At 41.4% G+C, this 24989-nt stretch carries 12 protein-coding genes, 1 pseudogene and 1 CRISPR repeat array; of the genes and pseudogenes, 1 reads left to right on the forward strand and 12 read right to left on the reverse strand.

Annotated elements, in window-relative coordinates:
* The first annotated feature begins 273 nt into the window (after nt 1-273).
* Nucleotides 274-2358 (forward strand): BT4734/BF3469 family protein, encoded by a 2085-nt coding sequence (locus tag NQ505_RS01735; protein ID WP_032853222.1) that lies wholly within the window; start codon nt 274-276, stop codon nt 2356-2358.
* A 285-nt stretch (nt 2359-2643) separates the two neighbouring features.
* On the opposite strand, the pseudogene NQ505_RS01740 reads toward NQ505_RS01735, so the two are convergent.
* The 12 genes and pseudogenes from NQ505_RS01740 to NQ505_RS01795 form a co-directional block, all read right to left on the reverse strand.
* Nucleotides 2644-3583 (reverse strand): annotated as a pseudogene (locus tag NQ505_RS01740) (glycoside hydrolase family 3 C-terminal domain-containing protein); the annotation flags it as partial.
* Between the two features lie 17 nt (nt 3584-3600).
* Nucleotides 3601-7103: direct repeats of the CRISPR family, unit length 47 nt; unit sequence ATTGTGATTTGCTTTCAAATTAGTATCTTTGACCCATTGGAAACAAC.
* 108 nt (nt 7104-7211) lie between these two features.
* Nucleotides 7212-7544: a CRISPR-associated endonuclease Cas2 gene (gene cas2, locus NQ505_RS01745; protein WP_008997904.1), complete on the reverse strand. Its 333-nt coding sequence runs from the start codon at nt 7542-7544 to the stop codon at nt 7212-7214.
* On the reverse strand, nt 7544-8476 hold the full coding sequence (gene cas1, locus NQ505_RS01750) for a type II CRISPR-associated endonuclease Cas1 (protein WP_008997905.1): 933 nt from the start codon (nt 8474-8476) through the stop codon (nt 7544-7546). The genes cas2 and cas1 overlap by 1 nt, the downstream gene beginning before the upstream one ends.
* Nucleotides 8469-9494 carry a virulence RhuM family protein gene (locus NQ505_RS01755; RefSeq protein ID WP_008997906.1) on the reverse strand — a complete coding sequence of 342 codons (1026 nt, stop codon included), beginning with the start codon at nt 9492-9494 and terminating at the stop codon, nt 8469-8471. The genes cas1 and NQ505_RS01755 overlap by 8 nt, the downstream gene beginning before the upstream one ends.
* 15 nt (nt 9495-9509) lie before the next feature.
* Nucleotides 9510-13820 (reverse strand): type II CRISPR RNA-guided endonuclease Cas9, encoded by a 4311-nt coding sequence (gene cas9 / locus NQ505_RS01760; RefSeq protein ID WP_008997907.1) that lies wholly within the window; start codon nt 13818-13820, stop codon nt 9510-9512.
* Between the two features lie 334 nt (nt 13821-14154).
* Entirely contained in the window at nt 14155-16506 is a 2352-nt protein-coding gene (locus NQ505_RS01765; protein ID WP_008997908.1) for a glycoside hydrolase family 3 N-terminal domain-containing protein, read from the reverse strand.
* Nucleotides 16507-16632: 126 nt separating this feature from the next.
* Nucleotides 16633-17847 carry a DUF1735 and LamG domain-containing protein gene (locus NQ505_RS01770; protein ID WP_008997909.1) on the reverse strand — a complete coding sequence of 405 codons (1215 nt, stop codon included), beginning with the start codon at nt 17845-17847 and terminating at the stop codon, nt 16633-16635.
* Between the two features lie 11 nt (nt 17848-17858).
* Entirely contained in the window at nt 17859-18830 is a 972-nt protein-coding gene (locus NQ505_RS01775; protein ID WP_008997910.1) for a BT_3987 domain-containing protein, read from the reverse strand.
* Nucleotides 18831-18855: 25 nt separating this feature from the next.
* A complete protein-coding gene (locus NQ505_RS01780; protein WP_259827091.1) occupies nt 18856-19152 on the reverse strand; it encodes a hypothetical protein in 297 nt (98 codons plus the stop codon).
* A complete protein-coding gene (locus NQ505_RS01785) occupies nt 19149-19868 on the reverse strand; it encodes a glycoside hydrolase family 18 (protein ID WP_259827094.1) in 720 nt (239 codons plus the stop codon). Before NQ505_RS01785 ends, NQ505_RS01780 begins: the two co-directional genes overlap by 4 nt.
* 42 nt (nt 19869-19910) lie before the next feature.
* Nucleotides 19911-21512: a SusD/RagB family nutrient-binding outer membrane lipoprotein gene (locus NQ505_RS01790; protein WP_008997911.1), complete on the reverse strand. Its 1602-nt coding sequence runs from the start codon at nt 21510-21512 to the stop codon at nt 19911-19913.
* Between the two features lie 12 nt (nt 21513-21524).
* Nucleotides 21525-24887, reverse strand: a complete 3363-nt coding sequence (locus NQ505_RS01795) for a SusC/RagA family TonB-linked outer membrane protein (protein WP_008997912.1) — start codon at nt 24885-24887, stop codon at nt 21525-21527.
* Between the last annotated feature and the right edge of the window lie 102 nt (nt 24888-24989).

Below are 24989 nucleotides of genomic sequence, written 5' to 3' on the forward strand. Positions count from 1 at the left end.
GGCCGTGGGAAGATCTCGTCACGGCCGTGGCGAACTACCAATACCGGTGAGTTAACGTAAGAAGAGCGGTGTCTTTATGCAACAATACACAGTGGCGAGCATATCTTTACTTACTTGTTAATGTCTCAAGTCCGCCTTCTTCTTGAATAGTATAACAAGAAAGCACATTCTTTATCGCGATAAAGCGCAAATAGTTTGCTTTACAAATACCTTATCCGTACCTTTGAAACCAATAACAAACACTTACTCTCATTAAATATCAAGAGAAGAAAAATGAAGATTACACAAATCAGGGAAAACGGAGATACGGAGGCACTAAGCGTAACAGACATCGACCTGCTGATAGAGAAAATGAAAAAAGAAACCAAGCTCCGCCCGGTAACCGGATTACGTCAGGCCCTGCATTTTGTTCTACCCGATGAGCCTTGTTCCCTCGCCAGCAAACTACCACGAGTGATTCCCGCAGCAGCCTTCGGGCGAGTGAACGGAGTGAAGCGAATGAAAACCTACAATGGCATTGTAGAACTGACCATCGGTCCGCTAGCCGGAAAGACAGAAGTGGAAATCGTGAAGCAAAAGGCTGCCGAACTTCCCCAAACAATGCTGGCTTTTATGGGAGCAAGTGGTAAAAGCGTCAAGATATGGACTTGCTTCACCCGTCCGGACGGCACTTTACCGCAAACAACGGAAGAAGCCGAAGTGTTTCAGGCACATGCTTACCGGCTTGCCATTAAATGTTATCAGCCTCAACTTCCCTTCAACATTCTATTAAAAGAGCCGAAACTGGAACAATTCTCACGTCTTAGTTATGATCCGGACTTGATTTATCGTCCCGCTCCCGTACCTTTCTATCTTTCACAGCCCATCGGTATGCCCGGCGAGATGACTTATCATGAGAAATCGAGCACTGAAGCATCTCCGCTGAATCGAGCACTGCCGGGATATGACACGGAAGATACGGTAGCATTGCTTTATGAAGCGGCATTGCGGAAAACATTCGAAGAAATGGAAACGGACTGGCATCGAAACGATCATGATTTGCAAACATTAGTAGTCCCGCTTGCCGAAAATTGTTACTACTCCGGCATCCCGGAAGAGGAGGTAACCCGACGAACCATCACGCGTTATTACAAAAGAAAAAATCCGATGCTGGTACGCGAAATGATAAGAAACGTATATAAGGAATGTAAGGGAGTGCCCAAAAGCAGCTGCCTGACTAAAGAGCAACGTCTTAGCCTGCAAATGGATGAATTTATGAACCGTCGTTATGAGTTCCGTTATAATACGCAGATCGGGGAAGTGGAATATCGGGAGCGTTTCTCGTTTCAGTTTTACTTTCATCCCATTGACAAACGGGCACAAAACAGCATCATGCTCGACGCACAATCCGAAGGTATTGGCGTATGGGATAGGGATATAGACCGATACTTACATTCCAACCGTGTGCCGATCTACAATCCGTTGGAAGAGTTTCTGTTTCATCTGCCTCATTGGGACGGCAAAGACCGTATTCATGCTTTGGCAAACAGGGTTCCTTGCAAGAATCCGCATTGGGAATTGCTTTTCCACCGTTGGTTCCTGAATATGGTTTCACATTGGAGAGGGGTAGATAAAATGCATGCGAATAATACATCGCCCATATTAGTGGGGGCACAAGGAACTCATAAGTCAACTTTCTGCCGTGAAATGATTCCACCTGCACTTCGCGCTTACTATACAGACAGTATTGATTTCAGCCAAAAACGGGACGCAGAACTGTATCTGAATCGATTTGCGCTCATCAACATCGATGAGTTTGACCAGATTACCCTGCCACAACAGGGATTTCTGAAACATATTCTCCAAAAGCCTGTGGTCAATCTACGAAAACCGCACGGTCGTTCGGTACTTGAATTGCAACGGTATGCTTCATTTATCGGCACAAGCAATCAAAAGGATTTGCTGACTGATCCTTCGGGAAGCCGTCGTTTCATTTGCATTGAAGTGACGGGAAACATCGACACTACACAGCCGATAGATTATGAACAGCTTTATGCACAAGCCATACACGAGATTTATCATGGCGAGCGCTACTGGTTTGACAGTGAGGATGAGCAGATTATGACGGAAAATAACCGTGAGTTTGAGCAGACACCGGCTATGTTGCAATTGTTTTATCAGTATTTCAAGGCTGCGCAAACAAAAGAGGAGGGCGAATTTCTTACTCCGGTTGAAATATTGAATTATCTGAAGAAGAAAAGCGGTATGTCATTGTCTGATAACAAAGTATATCACTTCGGGAGATTGCTGCAAAAATGCGGTATTCCTTCGAAGCATACTTATAAAGGTACTGTTTATCAGGTTATAAAGCTATCATAAGATATAAAAGTAAGGCTGACAATAAAAGTCGGGATATTTTATTGTCAGCCTATTATCAATGTTTATTGTCAGGCAGTAGAGTGTTGATATTCATTTATTTAGATGTTATCTTGACAGTTTGACAATAAAACTGGTACAAATTATTATGAGATTTAAATTTGATATTTTTGTTTCATAGATGAATAGAGGTAATCTTATTTAGTATCATCCGATTACCTTCTTTTTGAACTATCTGGTTTTTCCGGATAGTTGTATCCTTATCTACTTCTCCTTGCGAAGTATCTCCTATTTTATCTCCACTTTCGTCTGTAATCTTATGTCATCGGAAGCAGCACCAATCATTATCTGAAAAGTTCCCGGCTCCACAATCCTCTTTAAATTCCAATCGACAAGCGAGAAATCCTCTTCGGATAAAATAAACTTCACTTCCCGTTCTTCACCACGCTTCAAATAGAAACGTGCGAAGTGTTTCAATTGCTTCAACGGCTGCACTACTGAAGCATATTCATCTCTCAAATAAAGTTGAGCTACTTCTTCACCGTCGTACTTTCCTGTGTTCCGGACTTTGAATGAAACTTCGAAAGAACGTGGTGTCAGAGCTGACAGATGCAAATCCGAGTAATCAAAAGAGGTATAACTCAAACCATATCCGAAAGGATAAAGCGGAGAAGCAGACAGTTCTACATAATCATGGCTTTGAGGAGCTTTCTTAATTATAATAGAGTGGAATTTGTCCGACGGAACGGGGCACAGAGAATGGCAATCGTCCTGCCGGATTAAAATCGCCGAATAAAACATCGGCAATGGCAATCCCTCCTTCTTGTCCCGGGTAATAAGCGGTTAACACTGCATCTGCATTTTCTGATGCCCAGTTTTTATCCAAGGGACGGCCTTCAATATAAATGACTACCAATGGCTTTCCGGTAGCTTTCAAGGCGTTGAGCAGTTCCTGTTGTTTTCCTAACAAAGAAAGTGTTACACGGTCGAACCCTTCGCCACATTCCATATCGCTAATCGTCTTTTCGTCGGCAATGGCCGCACCCGTTTCTTTATAACTGGTCTTGAAATCACGGGCACTGGAACCTCCCACTACAGCAATAATGACTTCGGAACGCTGGGCAACTGCAATAGCTTGTTCAATATCAGTTGTCACAGTATCACGAATGAAGCAGTCTTTCACATATTCCACTTGCAACGGAGATAGTTTAGTCCTGATTCTATCCAATTCTTCGTAGCTAGCAGGTTGTGATTTGCTTTCAAATTAGTATCTTTGACCCATTGGAAACAACCTATTTACGCCGGACATGTTCGAACATGGGGTTGTGATTTGCTTTCAAATTAGTATCTTTGACCCATTGGAAACAACAATGACATTAAGAAGGGCGACATGTTGGAGTTGTGATTTGCTTTCAAATTAGTATCTTTGACCCATTGGAAACAACGAAAACATTTTCCACAGATCGCACTCTAGGGTTGTGATTTGCTTTCAAATTAGTATCTTTGACCCATTGGAAACAACATCTCGTTCTGCAACTTTAGCACCCTAGCCGTTGTGATTTGCTTTCAAATTAGTATCTTTGACCCATTGGAAACAACGTCCAACAGATAATTAGGATAAACCTAGTGTTGTGATTTGCTTTCAAATTAGTATCTTTGACCCATTGGAAACAACCTTGCTGTCTGCATCGCTGCCAGTCCGGGAGTTGTGATTTGCTTTCAAATTAGTATCTTTGACCCATTGGAAACAACAAACGGTTTTCGGGCGCAATTCCCGACATAGTTGTGATTTGCTTTCAAATTAGTATCTTTGACCCATTGGAAACAACAGAGGATTGTTGGTCAACAGTCTGTTCCAATTGTGATTTGCTTTCAAATTAGTATCTTTGACCCATTGGAAACAACCAAGGTGCGGGACGATCGCAATACGCGTATATTGTGATTTGCTTTCAAATTAGTATCTTTGACCCATTGGAAACAACGGTACTACATGGAGCTTGGAATTATACCAAATTGTGATTTGCTTTCAAATTAGTATCTTTGACCCATTGGAAACAACGAGGAAGCCAACGCCTATCAGAAGCTCATAATTGTGATTTGCTTTCAAATTAGTATCTTTGACCCATTGGAAACAACAACGTTACGAGGTTACCCCCGCGGGTACAATTGTGATTTGCTTTCAAATTAGTATCTTTGACCCATTGGAAACAACCCCGAACATAAGAGGGATCGCGAGCAAAGGATTGTGATTTGCTTTCAAATTAGTATCTTTGACCCATTGGAAACAACGTCTTTCCTAACCGTTGCCCGCCATCGACTATTGTGATTTGCTTTCAAATTAGTATCTTTGACCCATTGGAAACAACTTTAGTGATTGCAATAGTATTGACGTTTTTATTGTGATTTGCTTTCAAATTAGTATCTTTGACCCATTGGAAACAACCGGGACGTACGATACTAATCTAGTTATGGTATTGTGATTTGCTTTCAAATTAGTATCTTTGACCCATTGGAAACAACCCGATAACAAACTCGCAATACTCCCGTATAATTGTGATTTGCTTTCAAATTAGTATCTTTGACCCATTGGAAACAACACGCCTGTTATCACTAACGAAACGGTACGCATTGTGATTTGCTTTCAAATTAGTATCTTTGACCCATTGGAAACAACCATAGCTGTTGGCGGTTTCGCCCGCCTCTAATTGTGATTTGCTTTCAAATTAGTATCTTTGACCCATTGGAAACAACGCTATTTGCAGTTGCGCCAAATAGTATTCGATTGTGATTTGCTTTCAAATTAGTATCTTTGACCCATTGGAAACAACATATTCAGCTTTAAATGTGTCATTGATTCGATTGTGATTTGCTTTCAAATTAGTATCTTTGACCCATTGGAAACAACACTCGGCGCTCTAGGAACATGCGGCACGTGATTGTGATTTGCTTTCAAATTAGTATCTTTGACCCATTGGAAACAACAAGTGTTTGATTACGTGCGTATGATGCTTGATTGTGATTTGCTTTCAAATTAGTATCTTTGACCCATTGGAAACAACAACTACCTCTAATACAGGGGCGCAATTAGTATTGTGATTTGCTTTCAAATTAGTATCTTTGACCCATTGGAAACAACCGTCTTGTCAGATACAAGTGTTACGTCTACATTGTGATTTGCTTTCAAATTAGTATCTTTGACCCATTGGAAACAACGCTCGGTTAGGTCTTGACCTTCTTTGCTAGATTGTGATTTGCTTTCAAATTAGTATCTTTGACCCATTGGAAACAACGAATCATGAAAGATAAAATTTTAATCATCGATTGTGATTTGCTTTCAAATTAGTATCTTTGACCCATTGGAAACAACATCTCAAAGTTTTTTCCGAAAACATTTGGATTGTGATTTGCTTTCAAATTAGTATCTTTGACCCATTGGAAACAACTTTGGATGATCGTAGAGTATACCGGAGCGGATTGTGATTTGCTTTCAAATTAGTATCTTTGACCCATTGGAAACAACAAGCGAGTTCTATGTATCTAGCAACATTATATTGTGATTTGCTTTCAAATTAGTATCTTTGACCCATTGGAAACAACGAGAATTACAAAAGCCCGTTAAAGGATGGATTGTGATTTGCTTTCAAATTAGTATCTTTGACCCATTGGAAACAACTTTGACCAAACACAGTTGGCGGCGTTCATGATTGTGATTTGCTTTCAAATTAGTATCTTTGACCCATTGGAAACAACCTTATCGCCTTTCTTATCCAAGTCCCAAACATTGTGATTTGCTTTCAAATTAGTATCTTTGACCCATTGGAAACAACCAACAGGGCAAAGTAACCGAGCTTGCATTAATTGTGATTTGCTTTCAAATTAGTATCTTTGACCCATTGGAAACAACCGGATCGTACGCGCCGTTTAGGTACTGCGATTGTGATTTGCTTTCAAATTAGTATCTTTGACCCATTGGAAACAACACCTTTTCGCTAGTTTCCGTTGCCTTCATTATTGTGATTTGCTTTCAAATTAGTATCTTTGACCCATTGGAAACAACGGCAGGAAAACAATATCACCGCGCTTAACAATTGTGATTTGCTTTCAAATTAGTATCTTTGACCCATTGGAAACAACCTGATACCCAAAACGGACTTATGAATACGGATTGTGATTTGCTTTCAAATTAGTATCTTTGACCCATTGGAAACAACTCGGATCGTACGCGCCGTTTAGGTACTGCGATTGTGATTTGCTTTCAAATTAGTATCTTTGACCCATTGGAAACAACCAAAGTATATTTAAACAGCCACTATAAAGTATTGTGATTTGCTTTCAAATTAGTATCTTTGACCCATTGGAAACAACGACACGATCGGGAAGCCCTTTTCAATCCCGATTGTGATTTGCTTTCAAATTAGTATCTTTGACCCATTGGAAACAACTTCCTGCATTTGCAATAAAGCAGATGGGGATTGTGATTTGCTTTCAAATTAGTATCTTTGACCCATTGGAAACAACTTGTACTTTTAGAATCTCGTCAAGTCGATTATTGTGATTTGCTTTCAAATTAGTATCTTTGACCCATTGGAAACAACCTATGAGCAGGAAAGTTAAACCGCAATTAATTGTGATTTGCTTTCAAATTAGTATCTTTGACCCATTGGAAACAACTTTTGATTTTTCCAAAACACAGACATAGACATTGTGATTTGCTTTCAAATTAGTATCTTTGACCCATTGGAAACAACTGATCCAGCATAACAAAGTGTGTTTCAGTGAGTTAAGAAGATAATCAGAAAAAGAAAAAGAAGACTGTTTCCAACACAAAATCTCGCATTAATGCGAGATTTTGTTTCTTAGAATAACTCCAATTGTTGTCCCGGGGTATTGACACAAGACACTTTCTTTCCATAAAAAAGCTCTATATCTCCAAATTGTTTGTCTGTGATACACATGATTCCGACATGTCCATGCTCTGGAAGAAAAGATTTAACTCTTTTTATATGTACTATCGCATTCTCGCTACTGGCACAATGACGCACATAAATGGAAAACTGAAACATCGTAAAGCCATCCTTTTGCAGATTCTTTCTGAAATCCGCATAGGCCTTCTTTTCTTTCTTCGTCTCAGTCGGCAAATCAAAAAGAACAAGCACCCACATAACACGATATTCACTAAAACGATCCATTATCGTTCAGGATAAACAACTCGGCGAAGCTCCCCACTAAAACATTTATAAAGTGAAGCAGTAGTTTGCCCCACAGCAACCATCAACGGACTGCGCTTGCCTCCAATTATCACTTCCAATGTCGGAACAGTAAGCAACCGCGCTTTCACTTCTTTCACCAACTCCGCATTTTTTCCAAATTCTTGTGTCAAACTAAACACTAACTCATCCACATAAGGACGATAAGGTTCCATTATATCGTCTGCCAAACAATAAGCATTGTAGCGATTGTGATGATGGATACCCAACGTAGGAAGCAGCCCGCTTATCACCAGCCCACGCGCCACCACCGCACGAAGAATGGCATATCCATAGTTTAACAGGTTGTTGGGGGGAATTCCTTCACGCTCCCGAGTGAAACCATCAACATCAGCGAATAAAGATTTCCAATAATATACGGCAGCACGTGCTTCCAAATTGTCTGGGTCACCACTACGCACATCGGCAGCCCACACCTTCATACACTTTACCTCTTCGTCCATACAATCTTTGAGCACAGATGCCTGATTGTTGATCTTCGCTTGAATAGTTTGCTGCCAAAGTTGTTTCTTCAAAGGAAGCGAAGCATCCAATTGTTTACGGAAACGCTCATTCTGCGTAGTATTTCCATAAAGAGGAAGCATTAGTCCGACCGGCATACTCTTGCTATCACAAGTAATTACAGAACAATTGTTCTCAAGCAAAGCCTCCAGCACACCGGAAGTGATGGTAATCTGTTTGTTATCCAACACAACGATTCCAATGTCCTCTATAGGTTTCGTTATTTCCGCCTGCTTTTTCAACGTTTCCGGCAAAGCTGCTGCTTTTTCTACATCAGGCAGCTTGATGACCAGCTGCGCATTTCGTAACGATAGATAAACGGGATTTCCGAAATAAAGTGTTTTCTTAATCATGGCCCATTCCTTTTAACAGTATGTCAAAGTCCGATTCGTAGTTCTGAAGTTGTCTAACATGGAATTTGTCATATTCCTGTTCCGCTAATGCCTTGGCAATCTCGTGGCTCACCCACCCGCTATGTTGCAGCACGGCTTCTTCATTGAATTGCAAGAATGCATCCAACTTTTTCACCCAATCTCTCATGTACATCACTTGTCCTTTTTTCGCTTGACGCTCCGCATAATCCAGATACATCGAAACAATGCGGTTCAAATCATCCACTTCCATTTCATTGAGATAGTTTTTTGCAATAGAAACATCCGGTTTGCGTATCATTCCGTTGGGTGCATTCTTCCAAGTAGTCAATCCCATATTAGGCTTATCAGCATCTACACGGGAAACAATAATCTCAGCTGCCGTTTGCCCGGAAATTGCCCAATGCAACTTATTCTGAACAGTTGCAAAAAACTTCTTGGTTACATCGCTACCCGCTTCATAGTCGGCACTGCATTGTGAATAAATATCGGTTATTTTCTGATAGAAGCGTCGTTCGCTGCTACGAATGTCACGAATACGGGCTAACTGTTCTTCGAAATAATCCTTACCAAACAACGTTTGCGGATTCTTCAATCGCTCATCGTTCATGGCAAACCCCTTAATCAGATATTCTTTCAGCACACTGTTCGCCCAAATTCTAAATTGTGTGGCTTGAATGCTGTTAACACGGTAGCCTACGGATAAGATGGCGTCGAGATTGTAAAACTCAATCTGTCTTGTGACCTGCCTTGTACCTTCGGTTTGAACTTGTGCAATTTTTGCACAAGTTACCTCTTTTGATAATTCTCCGCTTTTATATACATTCTTTAGATGTTTAGTCACTACGCTTCTGTCCACTCCAAACAACTGTGCAATCTTGTCTTGTGGCAGCCAAACCGTTTCATTAAAGATATAGATTTCGACTTTTACTTCTCCATTGCTGTCTTTATAGAGAAAGAAATCAGATGGAATTGGGGGATTATTATTGTTTTTGTCCATAAGTCATTCATTATATTAATATTCTCCTACCGACACTATCTGACCAATGTGATTAACACGGACTTTAACAATAGCGTCCAAGCCTTTTGAACTACGAAAATCTATCCAAGTAATACCTTTCAAAATAGAACTTGTATCCTTGATTGTTGTTTCTAAATGGTGTCTAAAAACATAATTCTTATGAGCGAATTTCTGCACCCTAAACAAATTAGGACTTATCACCCCATAATTCTCCGCATCAAGCAAATCGATCTCTTTCGGATTAAATCCAGTCTTTTCATTTGGAAAAACAAAATACTCGTTTTGTTTCATACTGAAAAGGAATTGCCAGCCTTCACTCGTTTTATAATCCTTGTCAATAATCGGTTGACCAAGATTTGCCCTTGTCACTGCTTCAAAGAAACTAACTACAACCTCCTCCAGTTCATACTTGGGATTGCCAGCCTCATCAATCACCAATTGCCCCCTCTTATCTATAACCGGTCTACGATAAACTGCCACATGATGATTATTGCCTGTATTAACAAAATCCACAGGAATATTTCTACTATCCTCATCCAATATAGGTTTACCATCCTTATCCTTTTTCACATGCAATGACTGCGCATTACTGATTCCTGAAATTGTAACTCGCTTAATAGATATACCTTTCTCCTTATTCAACCAAATAGGATTTTCATCAAGATTGGAGAATGCTTTTTTTGCATCATTGCCATACTCGTTTAATCTGCCAGTTAGTATTTTACGGACACCTGCATCTATTACCTTATCAACTTTCAAATCAGGAGAGATTTCCTTACGTACAGTATAAATAGTTTCAAGTGTTACAGTTTTCACTTTCTCAGGCACTTTCCTCGTTTGTTCCTTATCTAGCCAAATGGGCTGTTTATCCAGTGAATTCTTGCCGGTAAACGCTTTCTTCGGATCATTATCATTTTCATGCAAACGCTTCAACAATACATCTCTATAAGCTGATTTACTTACAGTTGCAATCTTTTTCATATCAAACGAAGCATTCACCTTTTCTTCTTTTGTCAAATATTGCTTGCCACTACCATAGATTGTTTCCAAATGCAACTGCCCACGTGGTGTCTGTTGCAAATACTTGTTCACGCCACCCCTTTTCTTCGTCTTGTTAATATTACCGGTAACGACCTTATTCTTCGCTTTAATCGAAATCAAAGTATTTTCCAGATGTTTTTTGGCTTCCACGCGAAACTCTCTTAATGGTATAGGAGCAATCGCCCTGCCATTTTGAAAATATTTGTTCTTTATTGCATACTCATTTGTGTTAGAATTCAAACTGGCATTTTTGTTATTAAAATATTGAATAAATATATCCTTTGTAAATGCTACCGTCAACGCATCCATCGCATGATGACGATGATCATTCCGTTTCGTCCAATCCTTTATTCTACCTATTTGTCTCCCATCTTTATCTTCAAAATATTCAACCAACCCTAATGCCTTATACTTTTCCCAATTCAATTCTTTCATTACATCAACCAACTGCCAATCTTGACGCAACTTATCAGTAATTGTTCCACTTGTGGCAACCACACGACGAGAAATTTCATTCAACATAGACAGAGCCTTTTTGGCAATATATTGCGTATTACGGAGGTCGCGATTAATAAAACCGTCAGGAATATCCTGCTCAGCCATTTTCAGCTTATTGTATTTGGTTTTCGATATTTTTCCCGACTTAAACAAGTCTTCGATGTTATTTAAATAATGATCTAAACTATTGTCGGCTCCGCTTTCACCAAATTTTTCTTTCACAAAATCATATGCTGTTTTATTCCCTTTTTCAAGATTTATACTACGGGCTTCAAGTGTCTTATTTGAAAAACTATCATCGAAAAGCCGTGCTTGTGGTATGATGTGCTCAATATCAAATTCTTTACTAAACAGTTTTTCTCGTGGAATATACGTATTGGAATAAAGTGTTTTATATCCACACGACTCTAACTCTTTGTAAAGTTTGTAACGCAGAATATCAGTACGGCTTACATTTGTCAAGCCAAATTCACTCTGTAAAAGAATCTTAAATTCTTCATGCTTTCTAGTGGTTTCTGCAATGAATTTAGTCAATTCTTCCCTCTCCTTAGCGTTCTTCTTCAACTCACGAGCTAGTTCTACACGTATTTCATCCGGTTTGCCATAAGTGTCTATGATGGCATTGATTACATTTACCATCTGATTCAAAATCTTTTCCACTACAGGATTGCGCAAATTATTCTTGGGAAGAAGCGTTAGTCTGTCTTTCAACGCCTTGTTTGCTATCTCTTCTTTGGTTAATGACGATTCTGAATGCTTGTATCCGGCATACGCACAAGCCACATCATACCGATTGCCTTCTTTCAAATGAGGTAGAATCTTATGAATGGCCTTTGCGCTCAGACTACCATAATCATCTTGAAAAGTTACATTTGCCAGTATAATGGCGTATTCTTTTTCAAAGCCATATAGTTCTGTAATCTTTTGAACCAAACGAGCGTTTCCTGTTGGCGTATTGTCACCCTCAAAAGAATACAATAAGTGCCAGAGTTTGTAATAAGATTGATTGTCTAACTCTTCATTCGAGTTGAAACCCAGAATGTCCGTATTCCAATTAAGAAGATCAAAAACTGCTTTTACATGCTCAACGACCTTCTCAACCGTTTTTTTGAAGTCGACTGGTTCATGCCCGGACATCTCAATCATTTTGCTGTACGCCTGAAACAACGTATATCCCGTCTTATTGCCATCAATCGTTTTAAAATTTAAATCCAATTCTTGTGGATTATCAAACAACAATTTCAAAACATCCGATTTAGTCATCTTATCACGAACAAAAAGTTCTTGGGCAAGCAATTCTTTTTCTTCTTGATATAAATAACGACTTCCGTTCAGCTCCAATTGTTCCGTATCGTCAAGTCCGTCAAAAAGAGTAGGAGAATTGTCTTTCTGTTTTCTTCGTTTGCCTTTCTTGCCGACAACGGTTACTTCTATATTGTTTAGTATCTGCCATATTTTAAATTCTTGAAACAAGGGAGAAGAACGGGGTATCACCCGATTACCTACAGTTTTAATCTTTTTCTTGCCATCTATCTCTACCTCTATCTGTCGGCTTTCAAACTCACAAAAACCGACTAACCCTTTCTGACTCTTCAATCTACGCTGATAGAAAATGACAATATCACGGATTTCTTTTTTCAGTTCTCCCGTCAATTCTTTATGATATTCAGCTTGTTTCTCCCAAAGCGTATTAAACTCGTCTAAATAATCCTGACGATAGAACACCATATTTCGCAAACTCGCATTGGGATTCTTATCCAGCATTTCCATTTGATACTGCCCGACAGTCTGTTTATTGAAGTACAACTCCTTACTTCTATCACTGATTGCGCCGAGATAACCGCTTGAGTTATTGATTTGGATGTTCATTTCCTGCAAAACAATAACCAATTGTTCCAACGACAACTTTTCCTTCAAACCATTTACCCGCCATTGCAGATTCTCTCTTTTCGCTTCATCCCTTTTCCGTTTACTATAAATACCTTCCAGCTTATGTTCTCTTTCCTGTTGTTCAGTTTTGCCTTTCTCTTTGTTCCATTCCGTATAGTATTCTTCCCAAACGAAAGATTTGGCACAAATAGCCCAAACAGCATCACGCTTTTTCCCTCTCAATTCTTCTTTTAATACTTCAGTAAGAATCTCCGGATAATATTCTTTTTGTTTTTCCCAGATTCTGTCAAGTTCATTCTGCAAATCAGAACGATAAAAATCGGGCAAATATTTCTTACCTGCATCAAGAAGTTGCAGGCATAATTCACCAGGCGTAAGGTTGTTGTTATAAAGTTCACGAGCTATATCCATACCGTCAATCAACGTACCTTCTTCCGCCCCCTTTGCTTTCCTGCAACTTTTATAACCACGTTTTTTATTAATCATTAGCAATACACGCGCAAACTCTTCCAACGAGATTTTCTCTGTTGCCGCCTTTGCTCTTAATCGATATGTCTCAAAAGTTGTTCGGTTACCATTTTCCGAAAGTATAGTGTCCTCTGTTATCAATTTGTGTTCTTTCAACACTTCCATCAAAGTTTCACGACGAAGTTTGTAGCGTTGCAAATTACGCCGCATACCTCTCTTAAGTGTTCTATCCGCATTGGTCGTAATGCTCTTTCCTTTCTCGAAGTTGGTCAATTCATCTACCGTCAGAGGATTTACTCTCACACCAAGCTTAACAATTGATGACCTTTCGTCTTTATTTTCCGCCTCGTCTACCAATGCCCAACCGATACTATTAGTACCCAAATCCAATCCCAATATCCTTTTCATATTTGACCTGTTTTATTACAATTCCCCAAATATATTAATATTTTCCCATAAATAAACATTATAATAAAAATTATTCACTATCTTTGTATCACTAATTTGAAGCAAATCACAATAAGGATTATTCCGTTGTGAAAACATTTAGGATGGGGCATTTGCCTCGTCCTTTTTTATGCCATTAATCTGTGTGCAATATTCATTAAAAAGTTGTTAACAGGTAACAGACAACGAACTCACCATTGAGAAACGATGAAATCCCCGTCAGACAATAGAATTTCACTGTTACCTAACAGGGATTTCACCGCCTTTTCTACATTTTCTACAAAATATCTATATCCTATTTTACCACTACCTTTGCCTGTAATCTGATATCGTCCGAAGCAGCTCCGACCATTACCTGAAAAGTCCCCGACTCCACTACTGTTTTCAAATTCCGGTCTATTATCGTAAAATCACTTTCAGACAAAACGAACTTCACTTCCTTAACCTCCCCACGTTTTAAACAAAAGCGTTCAAAATGTTTCAACTGTTTTAGCGGCTGCACTACCGAAGCATATTCATCTCTCAAATAAAGCTGAGATACTTCTTCGCCATCATATCTCCCTGTATTCTTGACCTTGAATGAAACTTCAAAAGAATGAGGAGATATAGCTGATACACGCAAATCCGAATATTCGAAAGTTGTATAACTCAGACCATATCCGAAAGCATAAAGCGGAGAAGCGGACAGTTCTACATAATCATGATTCTGAGGCGCTTTCTTGTTGTAATAAATGGGAATCTGCCCTACTGAACGGGGAACTGTCAGTGGTAATCTTCCTGCCGGATTATAATCTCCGAACAGGACATCAGCAATGGCATTTCCGCCTTCTTGTCCCGGATAGTAAGCCGTTAACACTGCATCAGCATTTTCAGAAGCCCAGGTTTTATCCAAAGGGCGTCCTTCGATATACACTACAATCAACGGTTTCCCCGTAGCTTTCAAGGCTTTGAGCAGTTCCTGTTGCTTTCCTAATAAAGAGAGTGTTGCACGGTCGAACCCTTCGCCACATTCCATATCGCTGATCGTCTTTTCGTCGGCAATGGCCGCACCCGTTTCTTTATAACTGGTCTTGAAATCACGGGCACTGGAACCTCCCACCACGGCAATAATGACTTCGGAACGCTGGGCGGCTGCAACGGCCTGTTCAATATCAGTTGTCACAGTATCACGAATGGAGCAGCCTTTCACGTATTCCACTTGCGACGAAGAAAGTTTGGTCCTGATTCCATCCAAGACAGTCTTTATATTTTCTTCTTCCTGCGGAGCGGTATAATCCCCCAACATATTATAGCGATTATCAGCATTAGGTCCGATTAATGCTACTTTCCTATTTTTGTTCAACGGAAGCAAAGAGTGCTCATTCTTCAACAACGTGATTGAAGCTTGTGCTACCCGGCGTGCCAAAGTTACAGATTCTTCACTGCGCACTTCCTTCTTTGCTTTTTCAGGATCTACATAAGGATTTTCAAACAGCCCCATCTCAAATTTTAACCGTAGAACACGGGCGACAGAAGCGTCAAGTGCTGTTTTACTGATACGACCTGTGTTTACAGCATTCATCAGATTCATATATGCATCGCCTCCCAAATCCACATCTACTCCGGCTGATAATGCAAGAATAGCTGCTGCTTCCATAGTGGGCGCAACAAAATGGCTTTGATGAATACCTTCTATGCTGTATAAATCAGAAACGACGATTCCGCTGAATTTCCATTCATTCCTAAGAAGTTCGGTCAACAGAGAGTGATTGGCTGTGCAGGGAATACCGTCCATCGAATTATAAGAAGTCATAACTGATAATGCACCGGCATCGATAGCTTGCCTAAACGGGGGCAGGAAGTTCTCGTGCAGCTCACGTATACCGGCAAAAGAGGGGTTTCCGTTCTGTCCGCTTTCCGAGATACCGTAGGCGAGAAAGTGTTTGAGAGTAGCTAATGTGCTGTATGGATGTGACAAATCACCGCTCCCCAGTCCTTCCACCATCGCTTTTCCTATTTCACCCGTCAATACCGGATCTTCACCAAAGGTTTCTTCTACACGAGACCAACGCGGATCACGAGCCAAATCGAGCACAGGTCCATAGCTGATATGTCCGCCCTGCAAACGTATCTCTTTGCCGATTGCTTTTCCTACTTCACGGATAAGTTGGGGCGACCAGGTAGCAGCCATTCCGATTCCGGTTGGAAAAACGGTTGCACCAATTGCCATGTGGCCGTGCGGCGCTTCTTCCGCCAGGAATAAGGGGATTCCCAAACGGGTATTCTCTATTACATACCTTTGCAAGGCATTTCCGGCCTTTGCAGCCAAAGCGGGATTCAATCCGGTTGACAATGTTTTCTTTGTCCACGGGTCGGCGCGATAGGTTGCCCAAAGCATACCGGCCTTTCTGTCTTTTATGAGTTGCTTGAATTTATCAGAAGGAAAAACATCGTTTCTTTTGATTTCATACATCTCCCACCCCAAAGGACAAAGGAGCTGGCCGACTTTTTCTTCTAATGTCATACGGGATAACAAATCCGCTACTCTTGTTTCTACCGGCAAAGTCGGATTTTTATAGGTTACCACCGGAAGTTGCTGTGCAAAGGAATAAGAAACTCCTGTCATTATAGCCGTAAACAGTAGTGATTTACAGATTCTATTTAGCATAACTATTTTTTATAAACGAATAAGATATTAAAAAGAGAAGTCTGCCATCTCCCCGTAATGCTTTGCGCAAAACCGATTCGACAGCAGACCTCATCATACTAAAGAACAACCTCTATTTTACCTCTTTTAGAACGGACATTTCTGGTTGTCTACATAGGTGATGGTTCCACCGGGCACAGCATTGTGACCATGACCTGTCATATCAAGCACCGAACCATCATCCTGTGTTTCACCGTCAAAACGCCAGTAGGCTATGAGCCCTTCACTGGTTGGGTCTACATAACAAACACCATCTTCAATCTGTGCGGATGTACGCGCTACGTTCCACACACGACATTCGCTAATGTAACCATCAAAGAAACGAGCATTACCGGCTGAACGACCGATGGAGAATGTATCATTCCAAGTATGTCCATCATAAGCCATACTCAAGTTTATGCTCCCGCCATTTTTGGTTTCTACGAAGTGAATTTGCTCACCATCCAAATAAAGACGAAGATACTGACCATCATATACGGCAGCAAAGTGCAACCAATGACCGGTAGGAAACTCTTTCTCTACCCACGATTCATAATGGTCTTTCTTATCGGGATGTGAAGCCGAACCGATAGAACCTTTCACAAACTGCAATTTATTCACAGGATTACCGGCACCGTCGCCAAAACGGAAGAGGAAGTTTTCTTCGCATCCGCACAATGAGCTGATACCATTAGCACTTCTTTCAGAACCGACAGGGAAGGATACAGGAAGCACCTTCATTTCTAAGGTCATCTGTCCGAGTGCTTTCACCGGACTTTTTTCCTGATCGCCGAACGAAGGAATATTGAAATATCCCCGACGTGCCAAGTAAGCCGCTTTGATTTTAATCACTTTAGTGAGCATGACATAAGCCGTACGAGAACTTTCCATCACCTTCAGATCACTGTTCGATACGGAAGTAATAGATACGGGAAGGCAGTAGGAAACACCTTCCTGCAATTTATCTGCATCAGCAGTTACCTTGATTTGTGTAGACTGGTTTGATCCGGCAGGAATAATCACATCACCTGCTTCAAAACTATAACTGCCTTCGGGTGGCATTTGGCAGTTGCGTCCGGTAGAGGCATTGAAAGCTTCCAGTAATTGAGGAGCTACCTGTACGCCTACCGCTACGTCAGTTTCCGTTTTATCGGTGGAAGTCACAGTCAATCCTAAAGTAGACTGCCCCTCTACCAAGAATTTCACGTTCGACGAAGTCAGCGTGCCGGTCATGTATACGGCATCACTGTAATCCGGTTCGGTTTTGCAACCTGAAACACAGAACAACAAAGCCAATAAAGATAAAAGTGTATATTTCTTCATAGTCTTAATTATTATTTTGCATAAACATTAAATACACCACAATTCACAGAATAAGAGGTTGTTTCCACACGAATATAACGTGCAGTCAACGGTGCATAAAATACGATGAATTTAGAACTGCCGGTCACTTCTCCAGCACTCTTGAAGTTCGTACCATCATCGCTGGTGCTAATCTTTGTTCCGGCACTGATGGAATTATATTCTCCCCAAGAAGTCCCTCTGTATGCCACGATAGCACTAAAGGTGTAAGATTTCCCCATATCCACAGTAAAGGCTGCCTTATAATTCGACCAATCGGAAATAGAAGCAGTAGATTGCGGATTTCCATCGAACCATCTGTCAAGATTTGATCCGCTACCACTTAACACATTCACGCTCCATCCCGCCTGATTTGCTACCAACGTACCTGTAATGTCGGCTTCAGTAGCCTCATGATTTACATTGTCCTCCGTCACGGTAACGGTCAGGAAAGAAGGTGCTACCATATTGGTACTCAACTGTGTATTAGGTCCTTCTGCAGACACTAAACGCAAGGGAATAATGTATCCTTTTTCGCTCTTAAGCGTAGAAAGCACATTAGCGTCATCCGTAAGTTTTACGTGCACAGTGTCAGCAACTACCATTTTCCCGGCAGGGATAGTCATCTCGGCATTTTCCAACACGATGGCTTCGGCGGGCATAGCTTCAAACACGGTGCCGTGCTCTTCATTATAGGCAGCAATTAGAGAGTTATCCACTACGACCGTAGCTTTTATAGTACCGCTCGCTTTCTGCGAACATTTTGCCGGCCATTTAAAGTCTACATTGCTGACTGTACTAATAGGAGTCTGTACAATTTTGTATGCCTTGGAATTATCTGATATATACACTCGGTTAAACGGATCACCATAGACATCGTAAGTCTCATCATCATCACAAGCTGCAAAGCCGATGGCACAGAGGGCGAACATTCCTATATAAAATAGATTCTTTCTACTTTTCATTGTCATCTTTTCATTAAAAGGTTAATTAATGGATAGCCGGATTCTGTATTTGAATACACTGGCGGAACCGATAATAAGGTTCGGGGTTGTATTCATGTACATTATAGTCACGATGGATAAAGAATGCGCCAAAGCCTCCTTTACGTTTTCCATTCGCCGGCTTGTAGCGTGCTTGGTTGTACATAGACTGCATATCTCCCTGCCAGTTATCACCCATATTGCAACAGTACACCACTTTTTCATCAGGCCATCCGCCTGCTCCCGTACCGCCGCCATAAGCTTGAAGGAAGCAATAGTTACTATACGGAATAAGACTGGTCATGCTGGTACTGGTCTGGTCGATATTGAGCATTTTATCACAGCTACCTTCCCGCGAAGCGATCTCCTTACCATAACGTTCTTCGATAAGCTGTAAACGTTCTTCTCTGGTAATGTCCGGATTCGGTCCCATGTACTTTGCCATTGTTTGTAGAAATATTCAAAATTAGAGCCACTCAAAAAATCACCTTCCGGTTCATAGTCCGCATCAAAACCATCAAGGTCGTTCAGAAATACCTGATCGAGAAAATATTCGGCATACATTTCAAAAGAGCGATTGAGTGCGGCAGTCCGTTCTTCGCCATTCGGCATTGCCTTCGCTTCATTATAAGCCTGCTTGAAAGCATGGTCATCTGTTTCCGCATCGATACGGGTGATTGCCACACAAAGCATCTTGGTTCCTTTCACTTTCTGTACAAAGCGGATTTCTTCCCAGATTTCTGTATTTTCTGTTGATGGAATACCGCCCCACATAGAGCAAATATCGAGACTGTCAGGTAATCCCATAAAACGAACAGCGGCAGAGTTCTGCGCTCCATATTGCGCAAACCATCCAAAAGCTATTTCGTGATCGCTTTCTTTGTAGTCGCGTAAATTCTGGTAGTACTGGTCGTCGTAAGTCAGCGGCCGCTGAATAGTCAACGACTCAATGTCTGTATTACATGAGGCCATCATACCGCCTACAGTCAGTGCGGCCAATATGTATTTCATTGTTTTCATATTCTGATTACTTAGTTAGATTGTTCTACATTATATATCTGATTACCTTTTCACATCCCACCAAAGACGTGTGCCGGCAATGTCCGTACCGTTCAACAGGGAAACAGCAGCTTGTGTGTTCTCGCCATTGTCAGAATATTCCTTCGTAGGGAACTTCAAACGGCTGATGAGCTCTCCAGTGGCAACTTCTCCACCGGAAGCATTTGTGTTGATAGTCACAATGCCGGGATAACCAGTACGCCGCATCTCGCTCCACGCTTCTTGCCCGTCCGGGAAAAGAGCAATCCATTTCTGCACCATAATGCGCTCGAGTTTCTTATCATCAGAAACCGATTCATCCCACTTCACGGTCAAATTAGAAACCATACGACTCACATCGGTATTACGTCCGTTTGTCGGATCAATGAATGAAATTGATGGTACATTCACATCATTATCAAGATAACTCTCCGCACCGGAAGCACCTTTGGAAGAAAAAGAGGTCTTCACACCTTCTTCGTAATATTCCTTCACTGTTTTATCTCCCAAGTTTAAACGCAGTTTAGCTTCAGCCAAAAGGAAATATGTTTCAGCGGCATCCATCCAGAGGATAGAGCTAGCCTGTCCTACATTCATACTAGACGCTACTTCAGACAAAGTGCCCTGACTACGACTGGTTTGCCCGTTACGGACTCCGTGATATTCGCCATCTTTCTTAGCAACTTTGAAGTAAGCAGCCAAACGTGGATCCTGTAAGCCTTTCAAATAGCAATCCATAGTGGCACTCATTCGAAAATCATTGAAACTTTCATATGCTTCCCACCATTCATTGATGAAAGAGAACGATACAGACTGTTTTAGAACTGCATTATCACTAACGGAAGTCATCAGCCCGATACTATGGTCTATTGCTGCTTTAGCTTCAGTCTCTGCCTTTGTCTGATCTACATAAGAAATACGCATCGCCAGGCGAAGACGGAGGGTATTGGCAAACTTTATCCAATTCGCCACATTACCATTGTAAATATAGTCATAGTCTTCCAAGTAAGGCTCGGAAGTACGACTGTTGTAGCTGGTGAGCACCTCAATGGCATTTGACAATTCTTCAAAGAAACGATAATATACATCCTTTTGGCTATCGTAGGCTACTTGAATGCCGGTACCAAACTTTGAATAAGGGATGGGACCATACTTATCTGTAATACGACTCATACCGAACACCTTGACAATAGTAGCCATAGCGCGTGCGGGGGATGTTCCACTAGTACAATCCACGACTTTCCGCCATGGCTGCATCACCTCTGTATAAGCGGTGCTAAACGGAGAGTTGTACCACTGCGGATAGAGTTTGTAACAATCGTTGTCCTGCTCTCCGGCATAGTTCCATGTTTTAATAGGAGCACAGTAGCTGGCAAAAATATCACCGGTCAGCATTTGAGTCTCCTCAAACAAGCCACCTTTGTCTTTACCTACTACGAAAATACCTCTTTCCATCTGCGTGAAATAGGCTCCCGTCAGGAGATTATCGCGTTCCATCTGCTCGGGAGTTACTTCATTCGGATTGATATTCCAACTTTCATAATGGTCGGTACAAGCGGTAAACAACAAGCCTCCGGCAAGCAACACACCATTGAACACTTTCATGCATTTTAATATATGTTTCATCTTATCGATTCTTTAGAAATTGAGTTTAACAGAGAAACCTAAATTGCGTAAGCTCGGCAACATAAAGTAGTCCATTCCGCTGAAATGCGTGCCTGTACTTGCCGTCAGTTCAGGGTCGAAAGGAGCTTTGCAATAGAACATTAGCAGGTTACGTCCCGTGAAGGCTACATTCATGCCCTGTATCCAAGGAACCCACTTCTGAACAGGGATATTATAACCGAGAGACAACTCTGCAAGGCGAACGTTTGTCGCACTATAAACATACATAGAGCCGACGCCACTTCCTACAGTACTATAATACTTCTGTACAGCGGGTACTTTATAACCGTCAATCAGCACATAGCCCAAGTCGCGTGCCTCAGCAGTAGCTGTGGAAACACCGTAAGCATCCATCATCGCCTGTGTCTGTGAGACAACAATACCACCAATACGTGCATTAACCAGACAGCTCAATGTCAAACCCTTCCATGAGAATGAGTTGCGCCATCCCATCATATACTTAGCTTGCGAGTTACCGGCATAAATCCATCCGTCCTGGCGTTCGCCCGCCTTGTTGTCTATAGCTACTGTATTGTTGACATAGTCTACGTCAATATATCCATGGGAGTCGGTGCGAAGTGCAGTCACATACAAGTCACCAATAGAGCCACCTTCAAAGAGACGCGAATTCACAATTTCCAATCCGCCCAAATCCATCATATCCTGTTTGACAACTTCTCCACTTGATAAAGTAGTCGGTTTCAACAGTTTTTTAATCTTATTGCGATTGATGGTATAAGTAAAGGTAGAGTTCCATTTTACCGGTCCGAGGGGCTGGTTTAATGTCAGGCTTGCTTCGATACCCTTGTTATCCACTTGTCCGCCATTGATATAAATAGAAGAATAACCGGAAGAAGCGGAAATTGATGGGTTGAACAACTGGTTGTAGGTAGACGTCTTATAGAGAGAAACGTTCAATTCCAATTTATCATTCCAAAGATGAGACTGTAAACCAACTTCCCAGGCCTTGGTACGCTCCGGTTTAATATCCGTATTGGGATATGTGGTAGCTGTGACAGGAGAAGCCGACTCGTATGGATAAGTCTGATAAGCAATGTAGCGTGTAGGAGCATTACCCACCTCACTATAGGAAGCGCGTACCTTCAAGAAAGTAAGTACATCATTCTTGATGGGCAGTAACTCCGTCAAAATAGCAGAAACACCTACCGATGGGTAAGCAACTGACTTCGTATCGGTCCATGCCAAAGCAGACGACCAGTCGACACGCCCCGTTACGTCCAAATAGAGTTTGCTCTTCCAGCCCAACTGTGCTGTAGCGAAGATGGATTGCGTCTGATCGTGATAACCATCTTGCTGGAATTTCACGGCAGACTGCATCAGGTTGAGCATTGTGAATCCGTCTGCCACAGAATTCAAACTACCTCCCACATCGTAATACTGGTAGTTGACATCCTGAATACTGGTACCCAGCGTAGCGGTCAGTGAGAAATCCCCGAAGTATTTGTCGATATTCAGCATCACATCACCATAAAGCTGACGAGTGGACGCATCACCTTTATAATATCCCCCGAATTTCTGGCAGAAAATATTATCGGTAGATGCAGCATATTTCTTTTCGTACAAAGCCGATGTATAATCCATCTTGGCGCGTGCACCTAATGTAATGCCTTTCATGATTTCAAAGCTCAAACCTCCGCTCATAAGGAAACGGTTCTTGTGATTGATAAAATTGTCGCGGTTGACAATCCAATAGGGATTCTGCATGGCGATACCCTGATTACCCCAAGGCCAATATTGTGTTTTGAAGTTACGGGCTTCATTGTACATTTCAAACTGTTGAAGCATTTCCAAACTATAGCTCGGTGACATCAGATAGATAGGAACAATCGGATTGAAATATTGTCCCTGTGATACCATATTCTGTTCACGTACATTCATATAACTTGCACTTAGATCGAGACGCAAACGATCATTGAGCATGCTAGTCGTATTGCGGATGGTAAAATTATAACGATCCAGCGTGTTGTTCGGAACAATACCTGCTGCATTGGTAGCAGCCATAGAAAGGAATATCTGGTTCTTCTCATTGCCATTGCTGATGGTCAAAGAGTTGGTTTCGTTCCAGCCGGTCTGATAGAAATCCAACGGGTCGTAACTGCTGGCTTGTCCCAATTTTTGTCCCCAACTTCTTATTTCTCCTGTAGTCGCACCATAAGTGTTTTGAAACTCCGGAGTCACAAATGGATTGAAGAAGGAAGTATTATTCGCATAATTGACACGAAGTTTATCTTTCGAACCTTTCTTTGTGGTAATCATAATTACACCGTTGGCGGCATCACTACCATAGAGTGCGGAAGCGGCAGCACCACTCAACACAGACATGGTTTCAATATCTTCGGGATTAATCATGGAAGCACCGTCACCGGATTGGCCCATACCGGTCATGAAATCGTCCGGTTGCGTTGTTTCCAGCGAAGGCATTGGAATACCATCGATTACATACAGGGCGTTATTATTTCCGGAAAGAGATTTCGCACCACGCATCACCACCTTAGCTCCACCACCGATACCGGATGAACTGGAATTGATGACAACACCTGCTATCTTACCGGACAAGCTATTTACAAAATTGGCATCCTTGACTCCCACAATCTCACTGGCAGATACTTCTTGAACATTATAAGACAGTGCTTTCGCCTCTTTACGGATACCGAGAGCGGTAACCACCACTTCATTCAACACCTGGGAATCATCTTCCAAGGTAACATTCAATATCGGGCCGGAGACTGGCAATTCCTTTTTCTGATAACCCACATATGAGAATACCAATACTGGGCTGGCAGTCTGTGTGCTCAATGTATAGTTTCCGTCAAGATCGGTCACTGTTCCGCTAGTGGTTCCTTTCTCCATAATAGAAACCCCGATAAGCGGTTCGCCATGCCTATCTTTTACCGTACCTGTCACCGGTTTTGTTTTTTGTTGAGTTACTTTCATTTCTTTAGCCGTCAGTACAATCTTATTATCCAATATTTTATATTCGACATTTGTACCTGCAAAGACCTGTTCCAACACCTGAAAAATATTCTTTTCGGAAGCTGAAACCGATACCCGGCGATTAAGGTTAAGATTCTTGCTATTTATAAAAAAGCTGAATCCGGATTCACGTTCAATCTTGTGCAGCACTTCTTCTATAGTACAATCGTTTACTCGTAAAGTAATAGAAGTTTTTTGCGCATATCCATCTGATGCATACGCTAGTCCGGCTGAACAAATTAGGAGTATAAATAGTAATTTCATAGCCAATGATATTTCCTTTAAGGTTCGTCTAAGAGACTTTAATCCTCCAAGAAATTGGACGATACAATAATTTTGCATAAATTTGTAACGAGTTTAATTAGAAAATTGGTAGTTATACTTGTCGGGAAACAAGTAGGTTCACAATTACTGAAGCTCATACGGGAAGATACGGCCAATATC

It is taken from the genome of Bacteroides sp. D2, assembly GCF_025147085.1.
Classification (GTDB): Bacteria; Bacteroidota; Bacteroidia; order Bacteroidales; family Bacteroidaceae; genus Bacteroides.